The organism is Eubacterium sp. ER2 (assembly GCF_000765215.1).
Classification (GTDB): domain Bacteria; phylum Bacillota; class Clostridia; order Lachnospirales; family Lachnospiraceae; genus Claveliimonas; species Claveliimonas intestinigallinarum.
Window position 1 is genome coordinate 1 of the sequence record NZ_JPJE01000014.1, and the last position, 16,476, is coordinate 16,476.

Consider the following 16,476-nt stretch of genomic DNA (forward strand, 5'->3'; position numbering starts at 1 on the left):
GTATACTTTTTGATAATTATAATTTCTGATTTTGTCTTTGACAAGACTTTTTTCAAGAAAGTCAATGTGAACTACGAATTTATTAAAAAAGCACTGCGTTTTACGCAATGCTTTTTAATTACTTATAAGGTGTAGCTTTAAAGACAGCTAAATACTTTTCCAGAGGTGCCACTTTTGGCACCGTGACATACAACCATATTTTACTACTAATTTACTTTGGATTGACTTAGTTCTCTTTCGTGTAATTGGTCAGCATAGGCAAATCCATATTCCTGCATAGCAATCCGTTCCAATCTTGCCATAGTCTTTCTCGCTTCCCACTGTTCACCCTCATTTTGGGCGGTCTTAAAATCAAGCAACGCCAGATGGTACTGATCTTCAATATACTTTTTATTCATTAGAACCTCCTGTTATAAGTATGGACTTTATAGACATTCTCCGTAGTCTTAATTTTATTGTTCAATCTCTTTCATCAAAGATCTTGGCGTTTCCACTTTTGTGATTTCTCCTGCATCAAAAACAAATACTTCATCACATTTCTGGATAGTCTGTAATCTGTGTGCAACAAAAATACAAGTAATGTTTTGGCAATTTTTATATATCATATCAATAATTTCTTTTTCAGTAATAACATCTAAATTACTTGTTACTTCATCAAATATTATAATATTGGGATCCTGAAGTAAAGCTCTGGCTATTCCTAACCGTTGGCGCTCACCAGCCGATAAGTTATGAGCATTTTCAGAAAGAACGGTAAATAATCCATCTTCTTTCTTATTAATGATTTCTTCCAATTGGCAACCATGTATGATTTTTTCCAGTTTCTCTTCAGAAATACCGCTCCTTCCCAAAAGCAAATTGTCTAAAATAGTTTTAGAAAACAAAAAGATATCTTGCGGCACATATGCAATTTTTTTATGCAGAGTATCAGGGTCAATATTATTTATATTTTCACCGCAAATGGAAATACTTCCCGTTTCTAATTTACGCAAACCCAATAGTAAATTAATCAACGTTGTTTTCCCACTCCCACTTTTCCCAATAAAAGCAACTTTACTCCCCTTCGTAATGTCAATATTAATATTTTTTAATGTTTCATCAGAATAGCCATATGAAAAATATAAGTTCTTGACTTCTACATCAATATTGTTACATTTATTTTCATTAGCCTTTTTAATATTTTCTGTATTCGTTTTATAAATAACGTCATTTAATCTTTCTATGGATACAATAAATCTCTGGATTTTATCCTGTGTGTCTATTAAACTTCTGACTGGAATTAACATATTCTGTGCTAATATTAACACCACCAGTAGTTCTCCAATTGTTATAAATCCTTTCAAATTAAAGGAAAACCCACACCAAAATATAACTATAATTCCGATAGCTTCTATCGATAAAGAGAGTCCCTGATTAAAAAATGAAATTTTTGAATTCTTATAATTAGAATTTATCAATTTTTTAATTCTTTTATTATTCTCTTGTTTAATGAAATTTTCTGCAACAAATGACTTTATAGTAGTAAATCCATCAATGGTTTCCTTAAAGACAGATAGTATATTTCCATGATTTTGCGCAATTTCTCGATTAGTACCATAAAATATTTTATTAAAACATAATACCTCGATAATATAAACGATAATAATAATGCACGTAATCATAAATAATGGAGGACTTTTTGTTAATATAATAATCCCAGAGGTTATAGCAGTAACTAAATCCAAAATAATATTAATAATTGTTGAACATAGAGTTTCTTTGATATGTTCAATATCGTTTAATCTCTCAAGCACTTCACCATTTGTTCGGCTGTCAAAATAGGACAACGGTACTTTGAGTAGGTTTTCCTGAAAATTTTCAAGAAAATCCTTTTCTATATTGCGAGAAAGCATGGCTACGATAATACTCCTGAAAAGGTAAATCCCCAACCTTAAGATATAAAGACCTATTATGATAGCGAAAATCGTATTCACTTCCCTCATTAATTCATAATTCGGGTGCATCATAAAATGATCAATAATGTGTTGGAAAATGAGGGTACTTACTATTGTAATTCCCGCAATTAACAAAGAGGTTCCCAGAATAGTAAAAAATTCTTTTCTATATTTTTTAAATAATAAGGAATAATTTTGATAAGCTCCTTTTTTTAAATTTTCTTTTTTGAAAAGAGGCGTCAATTGAAAAGCAATAAAATAGCCTGTCCAGATCTTTGCAAATTCGTCCAATTTTATTTTTCTGTTTCCTTCATCTGGATCAAAAAGCCATACTGATTTTGTGCTTATCTTTTTTACGACCATAAAATGATAAAGATCATCTTTTATGGTATGCACTATAAATGGAACTGCTATTTCCTTTGTCTCGTTTACATTAGAAAGTAAATCTTCGATTTCTCCTTGATAAGCGTCCGCTGTCATTCCAAGTACCTCGGCAGCTTTGCAAATTCCATAGATACTAGATCCATTCATATTCACCTTTTCTAACTCTCGAATGTAAGATAATGGAACGTTTAATCCATAAAAATTGCAGATTGTAGCCAAGCATGCGACTCCACAATCCCTTGTATCATGTTGATAGACTCCACGAAACCGCATTTTCTCACCGCCTTATATCTTCTATGATCTTCCCGTCTTCAATTCGAATAGTCCGGCTGCTGTTTCCGGCAATCTTCTCGTCATGGGTGATCAGCAAAATAGTTTGTTTGTAGACCTCGTTTAATTCTTTAAAAAGATTGATAATTTCCAAACTGTTTTTCTGGTCCAGATTTCCAGTAGGTTCGTCAGCCAGAATCAACTGGGGCTGGCTGATCAGCGCCCGCCCGATCGCCACCCTCTGCTGCTGGCCTCCCGACAGTTCGTTTGGCAGATGGTCGGCCCTCTTTTCCAGTCCAAGTATCTCCAACAGCTTCTGGAGCTCCTCCTGATCCACCTTCTTATGATCCAAAAGCACGGGAAGGCTGATGTTTTCTTTTACATCCAGCACGGGAATGAGATTATAAAATTGATAAATCTGTCCAATCTCCCGTCTGCGGAATACGGTCAGATCCCGGTTTTTCATTTTGTAAATGGATTGCCCGCCTATAAAGACCTGCCCGTGTGTCGGTCTGTCCACGCCGCCGACCAGATGGAGCAGCGTGGACTTCCCGGATCCGGATGGGCCCAGGATCGTAACAAATTCTCCCTTTTCCACGGAAAAGGATACATGGTCTAATGCGATGACTTTATTTTCTCCAAAGCCATATTCTTTTGTCAGCTCTTCTGTCCTTAACACTTCCATCTTATCTGCCCCCTTACATATTTTCATCCCGGATGGAGTCTATAATATTTAAATTTTTCAGCTGGGACATGGCACAAACAACAGGTACGACAATGATTAGGATTGCAAACACGATCTGTACAGGAACCATATCCCACGGCATTTCCCAGCGGAGCGCATAATTTACTTTAAAACTAAGGTATACCTGATACAGGAGAAGAAAGCTTAGTGGTATGCCTGCTAGGCAACCGCTCACCCCATATATGGCGGCCTCGAAAAGCAGCATATTTCTTAAAGAAGCCGGAGACATTCCTATGGACTGATAAGCCGAAAACTCCTTCCTTCGCATCCTCATAGATGTAGAAATATTCTGGAAAATATTGGTTAAAGACAGTATTGTGATCAACAATACCAGCCCATATCCCAGGATCAGCTGGAAGAATTTTTCCGAATGGAAGTACTGGTTCCTCTGCCAAAGCAGCCGGCTGTTAAAAACAAAGGTGTCATTTTCCGGCAATACCCTTCCGTCCGCAAGCATGTAATTATAATCCGCCGCTTCTCCCTGCGTAAGCCCTACATCCTCGGCAATTTTTTTGATTTTTTCTCCTATCCGCTTCTCCTTTTCCATTTGAGAAGATGACTCTGCTCCGTACAGTAGTTGGCTTAATAAGCCGCTCTCATCGTTTTTTCTCGACCCTTTTATTTCGAATTTTACATAAGTTGCAATGCTTTTGCTTTCATAATTAGAAGCATACGTATCCGTTGGATGTTCTCCATAAGTCTCATGATAAGCAGGGTCCTTCAGCAGCTTTTTAAAATCACTCATAGACATATAAATGTGACAAATACCCAGCGTTCTTTCCTGATAGCCATCTATATTATCTTGCATACCAGAGAAATAAGGATACGGCGGGGGGGCCTGCGTGGTCCCTATTACCGTAAAATTTCCCTGTCTTATTTCATCAAGTTCGCTATACCATTTTCCTATCGTATAGGCTTCCATATCCCCATATCTGCTGTAATAAAAGGATAAGCTATCTCCCGGACGCAAATCCAGGATGCTCCGCTGATCCACGCCCTGGGGAGTCAGGACCTCTTCATAATCTTCTATCAGCACGGAGTAAGCCCCTCCCGTCTGACGCGGGATCTGACAGCCCGCCGCTTCCACATAATTCTGGAACGTATTGTCATCTAACCCAACAATCACCGTACGCAGATAATATCCCTCTATCCATTTTCCTGAGTGCATATCCTTCACACCCTTAATCTGTGACATTTCTTCTTCCCGTGAAAGCCCACCAAAGCCAGTTACACCCGATATCTCAAATTCCTGCAAGTCCTTTTGGATCTGTCCGGGCTGTAATAATATCCCGCCCCAATCCAGATTTCGTTCCAGTGAAACGGAAGTGACTTCCGGGAGATCTTTTACTTCCTGATAGAATTTTTCGATTTTATCCTGATCCATTGTATATAATTCTGCCCATAGCTGTAATTTCTCACGCCTCCGGTCATCCCTTGGGTAGTAGTCCCCGTTGATCCCCCGCATGGCAGCCGCCCCATCCAGGATTACACAAAAGCTAAGGGTAATCAGTATTCCATTGGATATATAATTTTTCCGGCGTATCCAGATGTTTTTTGCCGCCAGCATCCCTACCGTCCCCAATATACGGTGTTTTCCGAGTAAATTCGTCCTCTGGCGGATTTTTATCCCTATGGTATAAGGGCGCACAGCCAGGTCTAATCCTGACGCCTGGACAGCTTTCCACGCCGGAAACAGACAGGCGAAAAAGATCATGATAAATCCGAGAAGAACAAGCAGGAGTATCTCCTTTACCGTCACGGTCACTAGGAGCGTATCTTCATAAAAGAAAAGCTTCCGAAGAGCAAGGATGATGCCTTTTACCAGCAGCACCCCTGCACTAATCCCTACAGGTATGCCTGCTATCCCCTCCAGGATGCCTTCACAATAGACCACGCTTGCCTTTTGGAAGTCGGTGGCCCCAATACTGCCAAGCGTTCCCAAATACTTTAGTTTTTCAAATGTCGAGATGGCATAGGCATTATAAATTAAAACGCTTCCCATAAGCATTACGAGAAAGAGAATTAAATTGATTAATACCCCCACGCCAAATTTCCCCACCTGGTTAATGCCATAATATTGCAAAAGCTCCATATGATATGTAACATCGTATTTCCCGGACACCCGGTATGGCAATTCTGTCCTTTCATTTTCCGGAAGCTGTCGCATTCCAAGCTGTTCTGCTATCTTCTGTGTAGTCGAAAAAATAAGCCAGTTCACCTTCTTCAGTTCCACTCTGGCGCACAAAGCACTTTTCCCATCATGGCTACTGCAGTTCTCCAATTGAACATGCTTGATCTTTTTGTCCTGGCTTAACTTCAAATATTGCTCTTGATCCAGTTCGTGGAAAACGGCATGATAGCCGCCCTGCTCGTCTATAATACTGCTTCTGATTGCGCCTAACAGAGTCTGGGAGAAAAAATAGATGGCGCTCAGGACGGCCAGAGTACAGACAATTCCCAAAATCGTCGCCTTTGTGCGTTTCCTATTTTTTTTCATATACTGCCATGTCAGTTTATAAATGATATTCATATTTTCCCCCTATGTAAAAGAACCATGGCCTTTAGCCATGGTTCTTCAGTTCTCCAGTTACTGCCATGTAATATTATGCAGTCCCTTATAATGCATAACCATTACATCATGACTGTCTGTGGAAAAACTGCAATAATCACAGTGATACTTCTTTCCACCCATTACTTTTTTGGCTTCTTTTTTAGACAGTTTTTTCATAATCAGCACCTCCTTCCATACTATATTTCCATCCTGGTTATTGTTAATATAATTGTACATCTTCATATTATATTTTTCAACAATTTTATAGTCAACTCAATAAAATTCCAAAAATTATATTCATACAGTTCTTTCACACTTTTATTTGTCGAAACAAAAAAGGCAGTAACCACACTTCCAAACCCTAGAAAAAGTTCCCACTCTCCTGTGGTTATCATCATCACAAACATAATGATTATAGCCCTGCCACTCTTTTCTACTCTTTCTCACTTCTAATGTTTTTCTGAGGTGCCAAAAATGGCACCTTGACACACGAGTAAAGTCTGCTATAATTACAGTCAGTTAGTAGAATGTAAATCATAGCCCCTTGTACTATTTGTATCATTCTGCTACACATTCACGACGGCTGTGACGGCTTAATGTTTGGAGGAAGGATTAGCTTTATGCTAATCCTTTTTTAACGCAAATTTCCATGTTCGTCATACCTGTACCAATACGCTTCCCCCGGATATGCCCTCGCTTGAGCAACTCTGCGGTACGCCGTTCTCCTTGATATATGATATTTTTCTTCCAGAAAGCCAACCCCCTTCTCCTCGTACTCCTTTAAAAACGTTTCCGGCATAACATTTTTAAAGCCCATAATTTTCTTCTTTTGTCCTGCCTTTCTCTTTGTTACATTTTGAAACTGTTCTGTATCCAAAGCTATACGCAAAACAACATCATCCTTAATCTCACAGGATACACCCACATTAGATAATAGCTCTGATAATTTCTGCGCAGCTGCCTTGTTGTCTTCGACACCTTTTTGTAACACAAAATAGATCACTTCATCCATGACTCCGCCTCCGTGCCTTTTTTAATTCTGACACCATTGTACACCAATACCAGGGGTGTGTCAATATTAATTGTGGCACAAAGTTAAATATCTTATTTGCTGGAATATCCTCCAAGCTGACACTTGCCCCGGTGCCCCGCCGCCCCATGGGTTCCCGGCATCCGGGCCATGCCGTTGGCACCGCTGTATGTTGCGCAAAGCAATCAAAGGAGAAAAAAATTCCTTCTCCAGTGTCAGTATTAATTATGGCATATATTCCTTCATATATCTTTTCAATGTAGCACGAGATATATGGGCCTCTTCACAGACAGCCGTTTCCCATTCCGGAGTATCCTTATATGCTTCGTAAAGCTGTAAAAAAGCCTCTTTATCCAGCTTGCGGGGCCTTCCATACCGTTCCCATTCTCCCCGCTTCTTCATGGCTTCGATGCCCTCTCTCTGTCTCTTCGCCCGCTTTTCTGTTTCCCATTGTGCCACGGCAGAAAAGACCTCTATCAAGATCTGATTGACCATCTCCATAATCAAAGAGACCATAGAGCTTTCATATTTGGATGGATCGATTAGAGTGGTGGGGATCTCCAAGATCCATATTATTATCTTTTTCTCCTGGAAATATCTCAATTCCCGCAGGATTTCATCTCGGTCCCGTCCAATCCGATCCACCTCAGTAAAGATAATAATATCTCCTTTTTTACACGGCGCTTCAACCTCACATATTCTGCACGATCAAAATTTTTTCCGGTAGCCTTGTCACAATAAATTTTTTCTAATCGCAGGCCATGCTCATCACAGTATTGTGTGATCTGGAAAATACCACGGTCAAGATGCTGGCCTTGACCGGATACTCTATGATATCCATATATTTTCATGTCCCCTATGCCTCCCTTTCCCTAAAGGCTATCATTTCCATATAGCAATACCCGCATATAACTTTTGTGTCCTTGTCTCCTGTCACTTTTCTCTTACAGGCAGGACATATATAGGCATGTGCCTGTCCATCACTATCCTGTATAAGCTTTTTCACTTTTTGTACATCGCTTTCAAACTCTGGAAGCTGACTTTGCTGGAGCTCTCTCACCTGCTCCTGACATCCCGTAACGATCGCCCCAAATTTGAGGTCTGGCTGAACAATAAGACCATAATCCTTAGCTACCTTGCGAAAATTCTCATTATGATAGCGTCCCTGTCGAGTAGTATCCTTAATCTCATATATGTAGCAATAGATATGGACCATTTGATGAAGCAGCTCCTGCAGAATAGTGCCCTGCTCGATGCTTTTCATCAGACTGTCATAAGTGATCCGTATCGTGATCGTTCCTCCAAAGATCAGCCCCCACTCATTTTTCCGTTCAATTTTCGATTGAACAATCAGAAAATCCGGAAGCGGCAGCATGCCATGGTATAGCTCCTTATTCAGAACTCTATATGTACGTAAAAAGAAATGTTGAATGTCATTTGTTGTCATTATTAATAATCCGTCCTGTTATTCCTAAAAGATTAGCCTGGATACACGTGTAGTTCAGCACAGCCTGGAATAGAACCACCGAAATTTTCACTCCCTCTGCTTCTGCCACCTTCTTAATCTCCTGATGCTGCACAGGATCCAGATAGATCTGATCTCTCACATCCCGATGGACATAGAGGGGATTGGTCCGGGCGGTGATCTTTAAACGGTCATCAATTTTTCTGTCTCCAGACAGAAAATAATCCAGGGCTTTATATTGATACATTGTCTTTGTATAGCCTGTAATCTGCAGCACTTCGTTCTGCAGATATTTCAAGGCGGCTGTGACCGTATACTGTGATGATTTTTTTTTCGCCATATAACGTCCTCCGTTCCTTTCGTTCCAATCTATACGAAAAATAAGAATTTTACGTACAAAACGCACCGGTATTGTAAGACAATAAAGGATACTCAAAAAAGCAGCGTTTTTTATGTCTACTTATTTTCCCGGCTTTCCGCTCCTTTTTTGAATTGTGTACACACTTTTGTTATGTCGCCACTATCCTGCTGTTATGGAAGGAGGTGCCATTTCTGGCACCCTTCCTTTACGCTAATAATTTTTCAAGATTTCTTAAGGCCTTCAGATAGCTCATGTACTGCTTTTCGTCCAGATAGACCGCCTTTTTCTCGATCCCGGCAGTGAGCTCTTTGATATCCTCCGCCCATGTTCTTGCGTCAATCTTGTGCTCCTCTGTCTTCTCCTCTTTCCCGCTCTGCTTCTCTTCCTTTTTCTTCTCATGAACAAGCAGAGTGTCAGAATTAATTACGTCATTTTTGGCAAGGATCTCCTTCTGCTCTTCTGGCTCCATCTTGGCAATCTTTTCTGCAGTCTGGATATTGACCTTGTTATCCAGCATAGCATTTTTCAGCTCCTCGACACCCTTTTTTTCTACGGTCTCGTACTTGCTGATCTGGCCAGTAGATACGCCCATGGCGCCGGCGACAAATTCCCTCTTCTTCACGCCCTTCAGCTCCTGTGTAACCTCCTCGCCATCCTGATCCACGCCAACGGGGATACAGGTCACTCCCTGTGCCTTCAGTTCCTTATAGATTTCGGTAAACATCCGGTACTCCAGCAGCTTATCAGCTTCCGTCTTCTCCCTTGTCTGGTTCGTGGACAAGATCGCCAGATTTTCCTTCAGGTCCTCGGAAAGCGGCAGCTTGATATCATCCAGATTTTTCACCACGCAGGGTACACTGTCAATAGCCCACTTGCCTTCTTTCTGCAGCATCTGTATCGCCTTCAGTCTTCTATGTCCGGTCAGCAGGACATAGCCGCCCTTTCCATCCTTTCGTACAACAAGCGGCTGCTCCAGTCCGTTCTGGTCAATAAGCTGTGCCAGCTCCTCAATCCCGTCCATGGAAAACTGATTTTTCTTGTTCGGGATAATATCCGAAATCTTGATATATTCAATCTCCATTTTGACAGTCTGCATTTTTGTGGACTCCCCATTTAAAAGTCCTGTTCCAATACCGCCCTGCGGCTTTTCCATCTTTTTTTCTATTTCTCCACCCATAGGGATCTTAAACTTTCCCATATATCCGTCATCCTTTCTATTCCTCTTCTAAAACTTCCTTTACAAAGGCTCTCTCTTCCTGGAGCCGATCAGAATTTAAAAAGCTCTCCCTGTCCTCTGCCATGATATACTCGGCCAGCTTCCAATAGCTCTCTGTCACACTGCTGGGGTTTTTCTTGCTGTCCAGCTCCAAAAGCGGCTCCGCCTGGAAGCTGTTCTGCTCCAGCAGCTTGGATGTCCCTATGAAAATGGGGAGCAGCACCTTGTCCGGGAGTACGTTATATAAGAACTTGAATGTTTCTCTGGAAACCCTCTTATTTTTGTTAAACTGTGTAAAGAAGATCCCTGCCACCTTCAGCCTCGGGTTGTAGGACTGTACGGTATTGATCAGATTGTAGGAGATTGCAATACCCAGGCAGGAGTTTCCATCCGTCCTGGTAGGTATGTAGACCTCATCCGCAGCCACCAGACCATTGATATTTAAAATATTGATGGATGGCGAGCAATCGATCAGGCAATAATCATATTCATCCTCTACCTTCTCCAGCTGCATCCGGAGCCGGAACTGCTGTGGCGTTGTGATATCGGCCTGCAGCCTGTTTTCCACTTCCGCCAGCGTCAGATAGGATGGCACGATGTCCAGATTATCATAGTTGGTCCGGATGATGCATTTATGGATATCCAGCTTCGGATCCATGAGTGCGTCCTCCACAGAATAGAGCTCCTTGTTTTTCCATTCCCCATTCCAGATATTGAGGAACATGCTGTAAAAATCCATGTTCGGATTGAACATGCCCGATGTGTTCCCCTGGGGATCCAAATCGACAACCAGGACCCTTTTTCCCTTGTGCGCAAGCATGTCTGACAATGTAGTGATAGATGCGGTCTTCCCCACACCCCCCTTATTGTTCAGCATGGCGCAGACTTTCATTTTTCCCATTGTTTAACCTCCTTAAAGATGTATTATTTATTACACTAACATTATACCGCATTTGCAGTCATTTGTCAAGAAAGCGGTAAAACTTAAGGTGCCAAAAATGGCACCTTACTCTCTGCCGGGAAGATCTATTTCATCTATACTCCTGCCCTGCAGTAAGGCTTCATGTATCCGTTCATTCAAATAGTCTTCATAGGTATTTTTCATGCTATTATTCATTTGCCTCATCACAAAAAGGAGGCTTCCCCGTGATGCGGTCCTTCTTCCAGAGCCTTTTTCCTCCGGAGGGGCGCTCCGGTTCATCCTGTCATATTCTCTTACCTCTTTAAGGATAACATTTCCCATGCGTGTATACAAATCATTTATTTTATTATCCATGTATTTTCTGTCCGTCCGGCCATAAGCTCTCTGATATGCCTCGGACTGTCTGGCGATGACCTGCTTCAGACTGTTCAATTCATCTTCCCTGTACCTTCGCATGAATTGACTGCTCAGCCTGTCGATCAGTTCTCTTTTGTCCGCCATGATGGGGTTGTTATAGTTCCACAGCTTTCTGTCACAATCCGGCATGTTCTTGTAAAGCTCCAGGAAGAGATCCCGCAGCTGCGGGTCCCGGTGCAGGTCTTTCTTTCCTGCCACGATGTTCTCCCGTATCATATGATTGATCTGATAGTTCACTTCCCTTGTCCGGAGGATCTCATTGACTACGGTGCTCTTACAAGCAGCTATACTCTTGTACTGGAACCGCCCCACATATTCCAGGTGTGTCACGGGCCGTCCGGCCTGATCCAGCAGAGGCTCCCGGCTCTTGCCGCTTTTGTACACAGGAAACTCCTTTTTTCGCCTCTGTGGGACCGGCTCCGCTGTTGCGACATGGATATGGATGTTATCTGTGTTATAGTGGATCGCAGCTGACCAGATGGCATTTTCAAGGCCTTCCTTCTTCAGCATTTTTTCCACGGCGTTCCTCGTGATCTCCTTGATCCGCTTTTCATCCAGGCTATGGTCCTCCGGGCTGTATAGGCCATTTTCAGCAAGCCAGTTATTATCAAAGGAAATAACGGTCTGCCACATAAGGGAGCCATTTTCCTGGGCTGTTTCAAAGAGCTTTTTCAGCCCCCTTTTATCCTGCTTGGTAAGGGCGTCCTGATGCCTGGTAAAAAGTCCCGTGCTCTTTTCGGGATTTCCCATATAATCCTGGTATAAGTTCCAGCTTTTTGTGCCATTTTTAATTTTGGCATTTTTCCGGTCTATATAATCCACATAGCTCTGGTACGCATCTGATCCGGGCCGGCAAAATTTAGTGACCACCACAACACCTGGTTTTGTATCCATGCGCTTCTATCCTTTCCTGCGATTATCCTTCTGCTGCTTAAAGTGAGCCAGCTTCCTTTTCAAAATATCCCTTGACCGTGCCAGCACAGGGCTTTCAATATCCTCCACAGGGATACAATCCTCAATCCCCTGCTGGAACAGAAAGGTATTGGCCACGTCCAGAAGCATAGTCGTGTTCCTCTCAGCCATGGTAGAGGACCACTTGAGCCTCTCATGGAAACCCTTGGCCTCTGCTTCATAGGTTTGGATCGCTTCCTTGATCAGTTCCTTCTGATCCTCCTGCTCCTGATAACGGCACAGGATATACCGTAATGCGGCCACTTCGCTTCCCAGCTCCTGCTCCTTCTTCACCCTGTCCAGCAGGGCCACTTCCTGCTCCGATAGCTCAAATAATTTCCGCATGCTCTTCTCCTTCTTTAAGGGTGCCATTTCTGGCACCTACAATTTTTCTACAACCCTCTGCAGGAGCAGATTATTTTCTTCCATGCAGGCGTGGAGGGAGGAGACTACCTCCGCCATATCACGCACCAGATTTTCATAGCGGTCCTGCGTCCGGATGAGATCCTCCGACAGCGCCGCCTGTTCAAGCAGATCTTTAATATATTGCTCTCTGCTCAGATTTTTCTTTTTTGCCAAGCTGCTCAGCTTAAAAGCCACATCCTCTGGCACGTTCCGTAAAGTGATCACCATATTTAGCACCTCCATCAGCTATAAATACAGTAACATATTTAAAGGAAAAGGACAATATTTATATATATTTACAGTCATTTATATATACATTACTTCTCCACTGCATCCAAGAAAACCCCAGGCTTTGCCTGGGCTGCACGCATGCGTGCAGTCAGTTTTCCCTTATGCTCTTTTTTTGCCTCCGGGTGCAGCTCTTCTCCTTACGTGCCATTTCTGGCACCTTTTATCTGAAATGCCCCTTCCGGGGCTCCAGTATGAAAAAGGACAGCATCTGTAAGGTGCTGTCCTGCGCTTATCTTTCCATGATGGCATTGTATACGGGCTCCCCCTGTGTTATACTTCTTCATGTTACCGCCCCTACACTGGTACAGGAAGGGGGTGTTTCTGGTGGAATATGTAATATCTTTTCTTATCGCCGTTACGGCTGGTGTAGCCTGCCACTACATCATCAAATGGTTAGATGGCGATCAGTAGACGGTAACTAGCCTGGGCCTAAGCCACCCTTAACGGAATAGAAAACCCCGGAGAGTGCCATCTCCGGGGTTTTCGCTGCTCCTGGTGGAACAAAGCATAATATCTTTTCTTTGCCTACAGGCAGTATAGCACATCCGCCTGTCATATGCAAGTATATGTCCCCAACTCGTTTTTTATACTCGTAAATTCTCTAAAAGATAATCCCGGAATGTCTTTTTTCGTCCTACGGCATATTCCATGAAAAATAGAAAAGGCACTATTAAGAAAGAGCAGCACAGCACAGATTGCTGTTCTGCTCTTGTCTGTCCATCCGTCACGGGCGGACCGGCAGGTCAAGGGCGGCCGCCCTGCGGACGTGCATTTTACCCTTTACCTCCCGGGCTGGCTGTGACACCTCCCGCAGCCGCTCCTCTCTTTATCTGAGAAAAAACGGCTTATTCACTTTTGTGTTATACTGTATCATTTGCCTCTGGACACTTTTTCCGCTTTGGACGTGCATTTCTACAGGTGGCTTTTTAAACTTACGGCAGAAAATCGACCGTTTTTCGTTTATGCTATGCTCTTTTTGTAACTTATTAATGTTGTTTCAAATTTACCGGGAGGTGATATATATGCTTACGCTACAGGAAGTATTCCTCTACGTATTGGCGAATGTAATCGTCTACTTAATAAATTCACAGCTGGATACAATACGTAAGAGGAAAGCCTCAAAGGCCTCCTAGGCCAGCTCTCCAGACGAAACGCCCCGGAGATAAGCTCCGGGGCGTTTTCCTTTTCCAGCAAGCTAAAGCCCCTCTTTGGGGGAGAAAGAGGGGTTGGGGGAGTTTGGGTGGGAAGCTGATAGAGCATAAAGATCACTACTTTCTCCCTGGATCAGATCCTCCCCTTTATGAGAAGGATCTATGCCTCGTCACCCTCCTTTTTTTTCGGGAAGAAAAGCCGTTCGGCCCTGTAGGCATCCCTCAGTCCTGCAATATACGCAAACGTGCTGTATTCATCCCACTGCTTATCCCGACACTCGATAAAATGATCGCAGACTTCTCTCTGCTCGGGCTCCAAGTACAGATCAAGATAAGCTCTATCCGCTTTTCCTTCCTCCTCGGTCGTTCTCTGGTACTGCTCGTCATTTTTGGTCAGCTCAAAGATCGTCTCATCCTTCATCTTATCTATACAGATCATTACCAATTCCTTAAATTCTTCATCATTCATCATAAATGCTCTTCCTCATTCCTACAGCTCCCGCTTATATACTCTTGAAAATACAGATGTCCTTTGGAATATTGTTTCTAATCAGTGGCAAGAATATCTCAAACGGAAAATATACTAAAATCAAAGTTTCTAAATAGTGGCAAACGGAGATAGAAAACCTATGCAATGGATTTTACAGGATATACCTCTCGGACGTAATCTGCAGACGATCAGAATGTCCAGAAATATGACACAGATGCAGGTCGTTGAAAAGATGCAGCTGCTCGGTAGTACCATGTCCCGCAGTACATACGCCAATATAGAAGCTGGCCGTCGAAATATAAAAGCAAGTGACTTAAAAGCACTACAGAAAGTATTCAACGTCAGCTATGATGAACTTTTTAGGGATTGAGCCAGCATTGTTTCCATCTAGTAACAATGGTAGCATAGACACTACATCTATTTCAATACCTCAAAGATAATAGAAGGCAGGAAATTTCCTGCCTTTTATCATTTTATCTCTTAAAATATTTTTCCTTAATACATTGTAATAGCAGGGATATATGCTATGATATTCTTAATTAATATCAAGCTTTTCTTTCCCAAAATCCAAATGAAAGAAGGTGCATTGTATGAAAAAATGAAAGATACTGACATGCTTTTTTCTTCTATTTGTTGTAGTTTTCTTCTGCGTTCTCTTTAATAAAATTAATAGAAATGGTTCAACTGACACTACGAAAACAGAATACTACGAAATGACAGGGATTGTAAAAGAAGTTCATGCGAGTTATTTGATGGTCGATCGGGACGAATATCCTATAGATTATCCTCCAATACTAGTGTCCATCCGTAAGCTACATTCAGATACTGCTTTTCAAATAGGAATGACCGTGATAGTGAAATATGATGGACAAATGACTGACTCAAATCCTCCTGCACTTCGCCATGTTTACAGCGTAGAAGTAAAGGAGTAACGATATGAAAAATATTTCAAAAAAAATCTTTGCATGTTCTATAGTGTTCGCTATGCTGCTCGGGCTTTTTTCTGCTAGTATGCCTGTACAGGCGAACGAGGATGACTGTACAAATTATGTGTCAATAAATCTTTCTACTGGAGAAGAAGAGATCATTCCTATTTCTAATACTGCAACAGAAACGGAGGCAGCGGGGTATACACCTGCCGGGGCAAAACAGCCAAGACTGATCATCGGTATTGATGACCGGATACCAGTATCTGATACCTCTTATGATCCCTATCCAAAAGTTGGTCTTATAAGAACCACCTGGAGAAATGGTGTCACTACTACCGGGACTGGCTGGATGTTCGGACCTAATGATGTGGCGACCGTTGCACACAATCTATACAGTGCAGAAAGGGGAGGGGCTGCACAATCTATTCAGTATTATCCCGCTTATAATCCAGGACATATTCCCTATGGTGTTCTGACCGCAAGAAATATCATCATTTGTGAGGATTTTGTTACGCAAGACGACAGCCAATATGATTATGGTGTTTTCGACTTAAACAATAATGTAGGTAATTCAACAGGCTATTTTGGCTGGAATAGCAATGTTATTCCTAATTCAGTAGTAGCATCAATAGGGTATCCTGAAGATTATCATACTCAGATGGTTCACAGCTTTGGAGATGTATACAATGTTTACAGTAATTACTTTACACACAGTATTGACACTCTTGCAGGAGATAGCGGGGCACCTGTACTTTTCGGTAGTAGCGTCATAGGAATACATTCTGGAAGTACCAGTATCCTCAATACTGCAACCAGGATTTCCGGATCTGTAGCCAATTTACTGCAAAATAGACGGCTTGCGCCTTAATGCAGCACATACATATCGTAAAAAAACATAGCAAGAGAAGGAAGGTGCCAAAAATGGCACCTTCCTTCTCTTGCTATATATACGCTCTTCCAATTC

General features: G+C 42.1%; 16 protein-coding genes and 1 pseudogene. 2 read left to right on the forward strand and 15 right to left on the reverse strand.

Going from position 1 to position 16,476, the window contains the following annotated elements; genetic code table 11:
* Window positions 1-206: 206 nt before the first annotated feature.
* The 15 genes and pseudogenes from NI21_RS0105595 to NI21_RS0105665 all read right to left on the reverse strand — a co-directional run bounded on the left by NI21_RS0105595 (window position 207) and on the right by NI21_RS0105665 (window position 14,565).
* The gene (locus NI21_RS0105595; protein WP_033125273.1) at window positions 207-398 is read right to left on the reverse strand and encodes a hypothetical protein; all 192 of its coding nucleotides are present in this window, start codon (window positions 396-398) and stop codon (window positions 207-209) included.
* Between the two features lie 54 nt (window positions 399-452).
* A complete protein-coding gene (locus NI21_RS0105600) occupies window positions 453-2,591 on the reverse strand; it encodes a peptidase domain-containing ABC transporter (RefSeq protein WP_081957988.1) in 2,139 nt (712 codons plus the stop codon).
* Between the two features lie 4 nt (window positions 2,592-2,595).
* Window positions 2,596-3,273 (reverse strand): ABC transporter ATP-binding protein, encoded by a 678-nt coding sequence (locus tag NI21_RS0105605; RefSeq protein WP_033125275.1) that lies wholly within the window; start codon window positions 3,271-3,273, stop codon window positions 2,596-2,598.
* Window positions 3,274-3,286: 13 nt separating this feature from the next.
* Window positions 3,287-5,863 (reverse strand): ABC transporter permease, encoded by a 2,577-nt coding sequence (locus tag NI21_RS0105610; protein ID WP_033125276.1) that lies wholly within the window; start codon window positions 5,861-5,863, stop codon window positions 3,287-3,289.
* A gap of 57 nt (window positions 5,864-5,920) precedes the next feature.
* Window positions 5,921-6,061, reverse strand: a complete 141-nt coding sequence (locus tag NI21_RS0105615; RefSeq protein ID WP_156111850.1) for a hypothetical protein — start codon at window positions 6,059-6,061, stop codon at window positions 5,921-5,923.
* Between the two features lie 457 nt (window positions 6,062-6,518).
* Window positions 6,519-6,896 carry a hypothetical protein gene (locus NI21_RS0105620; protein ID WP_033125278.1) on the reverse strand — a complete coding sequence of 126 codons (378 nt, stop codon included), beginning with the start codon at window positions 6,894-6,896 and terminating at the stop codon, window positions 6,519-6,521.
* A 243-nt stretch (window positions 6,897-7,139) separates the two neighbouring features.
* Window positions 7,140-7,765, reverse strand: a pseudogene (locus NI21_RS15850) (recombinase family protein).
* A 5-nt stretch (window positions 7,766-7,770) separates the two neighbouring features.
* Window positions 7,771-8,361, reverse strand: coding sequence for a hypothetical protein (locus NI21_RS0105630; protein ID WP_081957991.1), 591 nt, complete (start codon window positions 8,359-8,361; stop codon window positions 7,771-7,773).
* The gene (locus NI21_RS0105635) at window positions 8,348-8,719 is read right to left on the reverse strand and encodes a hypothetical protein (RefSeq protein WP_033125280.1); all 372 of its coding nucleotides are present in this window, start codon (window positions 8,717-8,719) and stop codon (window positions 8,348-8,350) included. Before NI21_RS0105635 ends, NI21_RS0105630 begins: the two co-directional genes overlap by 14 nt.
* Before the next feature lie 226 nt (window positions 8,720-8,945).
* Window positions 8,946-9,938 carry a ParB/RepB/Spo0J family partition protein gene (locus NI21_RS0105640; protein ID WP_033125281.1) on the reverse strand — a complete coding sequence of 331 codons (993 nt, stop codon included), beginning with the start codon at window positions 9,936-9,938 and terminating at the stop codon, window positions 8,946-8,948.
* A 16-nt stretch (window positions 9,939-9,954) separates the two neighbouring features.
* Window positions 9,955-10,857 (reverse strand): ParA family protein, encoded by a 903-nt coding sequence (locus NI21_RS0105645; protein ID WP_052083965.1) that lies wholly within the window; start codon window positions 10,855-10,857, stop codon window positions 9,955-9,957.
* A 105-nt stretch (window positions 10,858-10,962) separates the two neighbouring features.
* Window positions 10,963-12,189: a MobP2 family relaxase gene (mobP2, locus tag NI21_RS16045; RefSeq protein WP_052083966.1), complete on the reverse strand. Its 1,227-nt coding sequence runs from the start codon at window positions 12,187-12,189 to the stop codon at window positions 10,963-10,965.
* Between the two features lie 6 nt (window positions 12,190-12,195).
* Window positions 12,196-12,591 (reverse strand): hypothetical protein, encoded by a 396-nt coding sequence (locus NI21_RS0105655; RefSeq protein WP_033125282.1) that lies wholly within the window; start codon window positions 12,589-12,591, stop codon window positions 12,196-12,198.
* Window positions 12,592-12,627: 36 nt separating this feature from the next.
* Complete coding sequence (locus NI21_RS0105660) at window positions 12,628-12,879, reverse strand: hypothetical protein (protein WP_033125283.1); 252 nt, start codon at window positions 12,877-12,879, stop codon at window positions 12,628-12,630.
* Window positions 12,880-14,253: 1,374 nt separating this feature from the next.
* Window positions 14,254-14,565 (reverse strand): hypothetical protein, encoded by a 312-nt coding sequence (locus tag NI21_RS0105665; protein ID WP_197052607.1) that lies wholly within the window; start codon window positions 14,563-14,565, stop codon window positions 14,254-14,256.
* Window positions 14,566-14,722: 157 nt separating this feature from the next.
* Between NI21_RS0105665 and NI21_RS0105670 the strand changes: the two genes are divergently transcribed.
* Together NI21_RS0105670 and NI21_RS0105675 are read left to right on the forward strand one after the other, a co-directional pair.
* Window positions 14,723-14,953, forward strand: a complete 231-nt coding sequence (locus NI21_RS0105670) for a helix-turn-helix domain-containing protein (protein WP_033125284.1) — start codon at window positions 14,723-14,725, stop codon at window positions 14,951-14,953.
* Window positions 14,954-15,519: 566 nt separating this feature from the next.
* A complete protein-coding gene (locus tag NI21_RS0105675) occupies window positions 15,520-16,380 on the forward strand; it encodes a serine protease (protein ID WP_033125285.1) in 861 nt (286 codons plus the stop codon).
* The last annotated feature ends 96 nt before the right edge of the window (window positions 16,381-16,476 follow it).

Coding starts and splice junctions, on each gene's coding strand:
- NI21_RS0105595 (WP_033125273.1), bottom strand. CDS start 398: ATGAATAAAAAGTATATTGAAGATCAGTACCATCTGGCGTTGCTTGAT.
- NI21_RS0105660 (WP_033125283.1), bottom strand. CDS start 12,879: ATGGTGATCACTTTACGGAACGTGCCAGAGGATGTGGCTTTTAAGCTG.
- NI21_RS0105640 (WP_033125281.1), bottom strand. CDS start 9,938: ATGGGAAAGTTTAAGATCCCTATGGGTGGAGAAATAGAAAAAAAGATG.
- NI21_RS0105610 (WP_033125276.1), bottom strand. CDS start 5,863: ATGAATATCATTTATAAACTGACATGGCAGTATATGAAAAAAAATAGG.
- NI21_RS0105645 (WP_052083965.1), bottom strand. CDS start 10,857: ATGGGAAAAATGAAAGTCTGCGCCATGCTGAACAATAAGGGGGGTGTG.
- NI21_RS0105605 (WP_033125275.1), bottom strand. CDS start 3,273: ATGGAAGTGTTAAGGACAGAAGAGCTGACAAAAGAATATGGCTTTGGA.
- NI21_RS0105620 (WP_033125278.1), bottom strand. CDS start 6,896: ATGGATGAAGTGATCTATTTTGTGTTACAAAAAGGTGTCGAAGACAAC.
- NI21_RS0105665 (WP_197052607.1), bottom strand. CDS start 14,565: ATGATGAATGATGAAGAATTTAAGGAATTGGTAATGATCTGTATAGAT.
- mobP2 (WP_052083966.1), bottom strand. CDS start 12,189: ATGGATACAAAACCAGGTGTTGTGGTGGTCACTAAATTTTGCCGGCCC.
- NI21_RS0105670 (WP_033125284.1), top strand. CDS start 14,723: ATGCAATGGATTTTACAGGATATACCTCTCGGACGTAATCTGCAGACG.
- NI21_RS0105600 (WP_081957988.1), bottom strand. CDS start 2,591: ATGCGGTTTCGTGGAGTCTATCAACATGATACAAGGGATTGTGGAGTC.
- NI21_RS0105635 (WP_033125280.1), bottom strand. CDS start 8,719: ATGGCGAAAAAAAAATCATCACAGTATACGGTCACAGCCGCCTTGAAA.
- NI21_RS0105615 (WP_156111850.1), bottom strand. CDS start 6,061: ATGAAAAAACTGTCTAAAAAAGAAGCCAAAAAAGTAATGGGTGGAAAG.
- NI21_RS0105675 (WP_033125285.1), top strand. CDS start 15,520: ATGAAAAATATTTCAAAAAAAATCTTTGCATGTTCTATAGTGTTCGCT.
- NI21_RS0105630 (WP_081957991.1), bottom strand. CDS start 8,361: ATGACAACAAATGACATTCAACATTTCTTTTTACGTACATATAGAGTT.
- NI21_RS0105655 (WP_033125282.1), bottom strand. CDS start 12,591: ATGCGGAAATTATTTGAGCTATCGGAGCAGGAAGTGGCCCTGCTGGAC.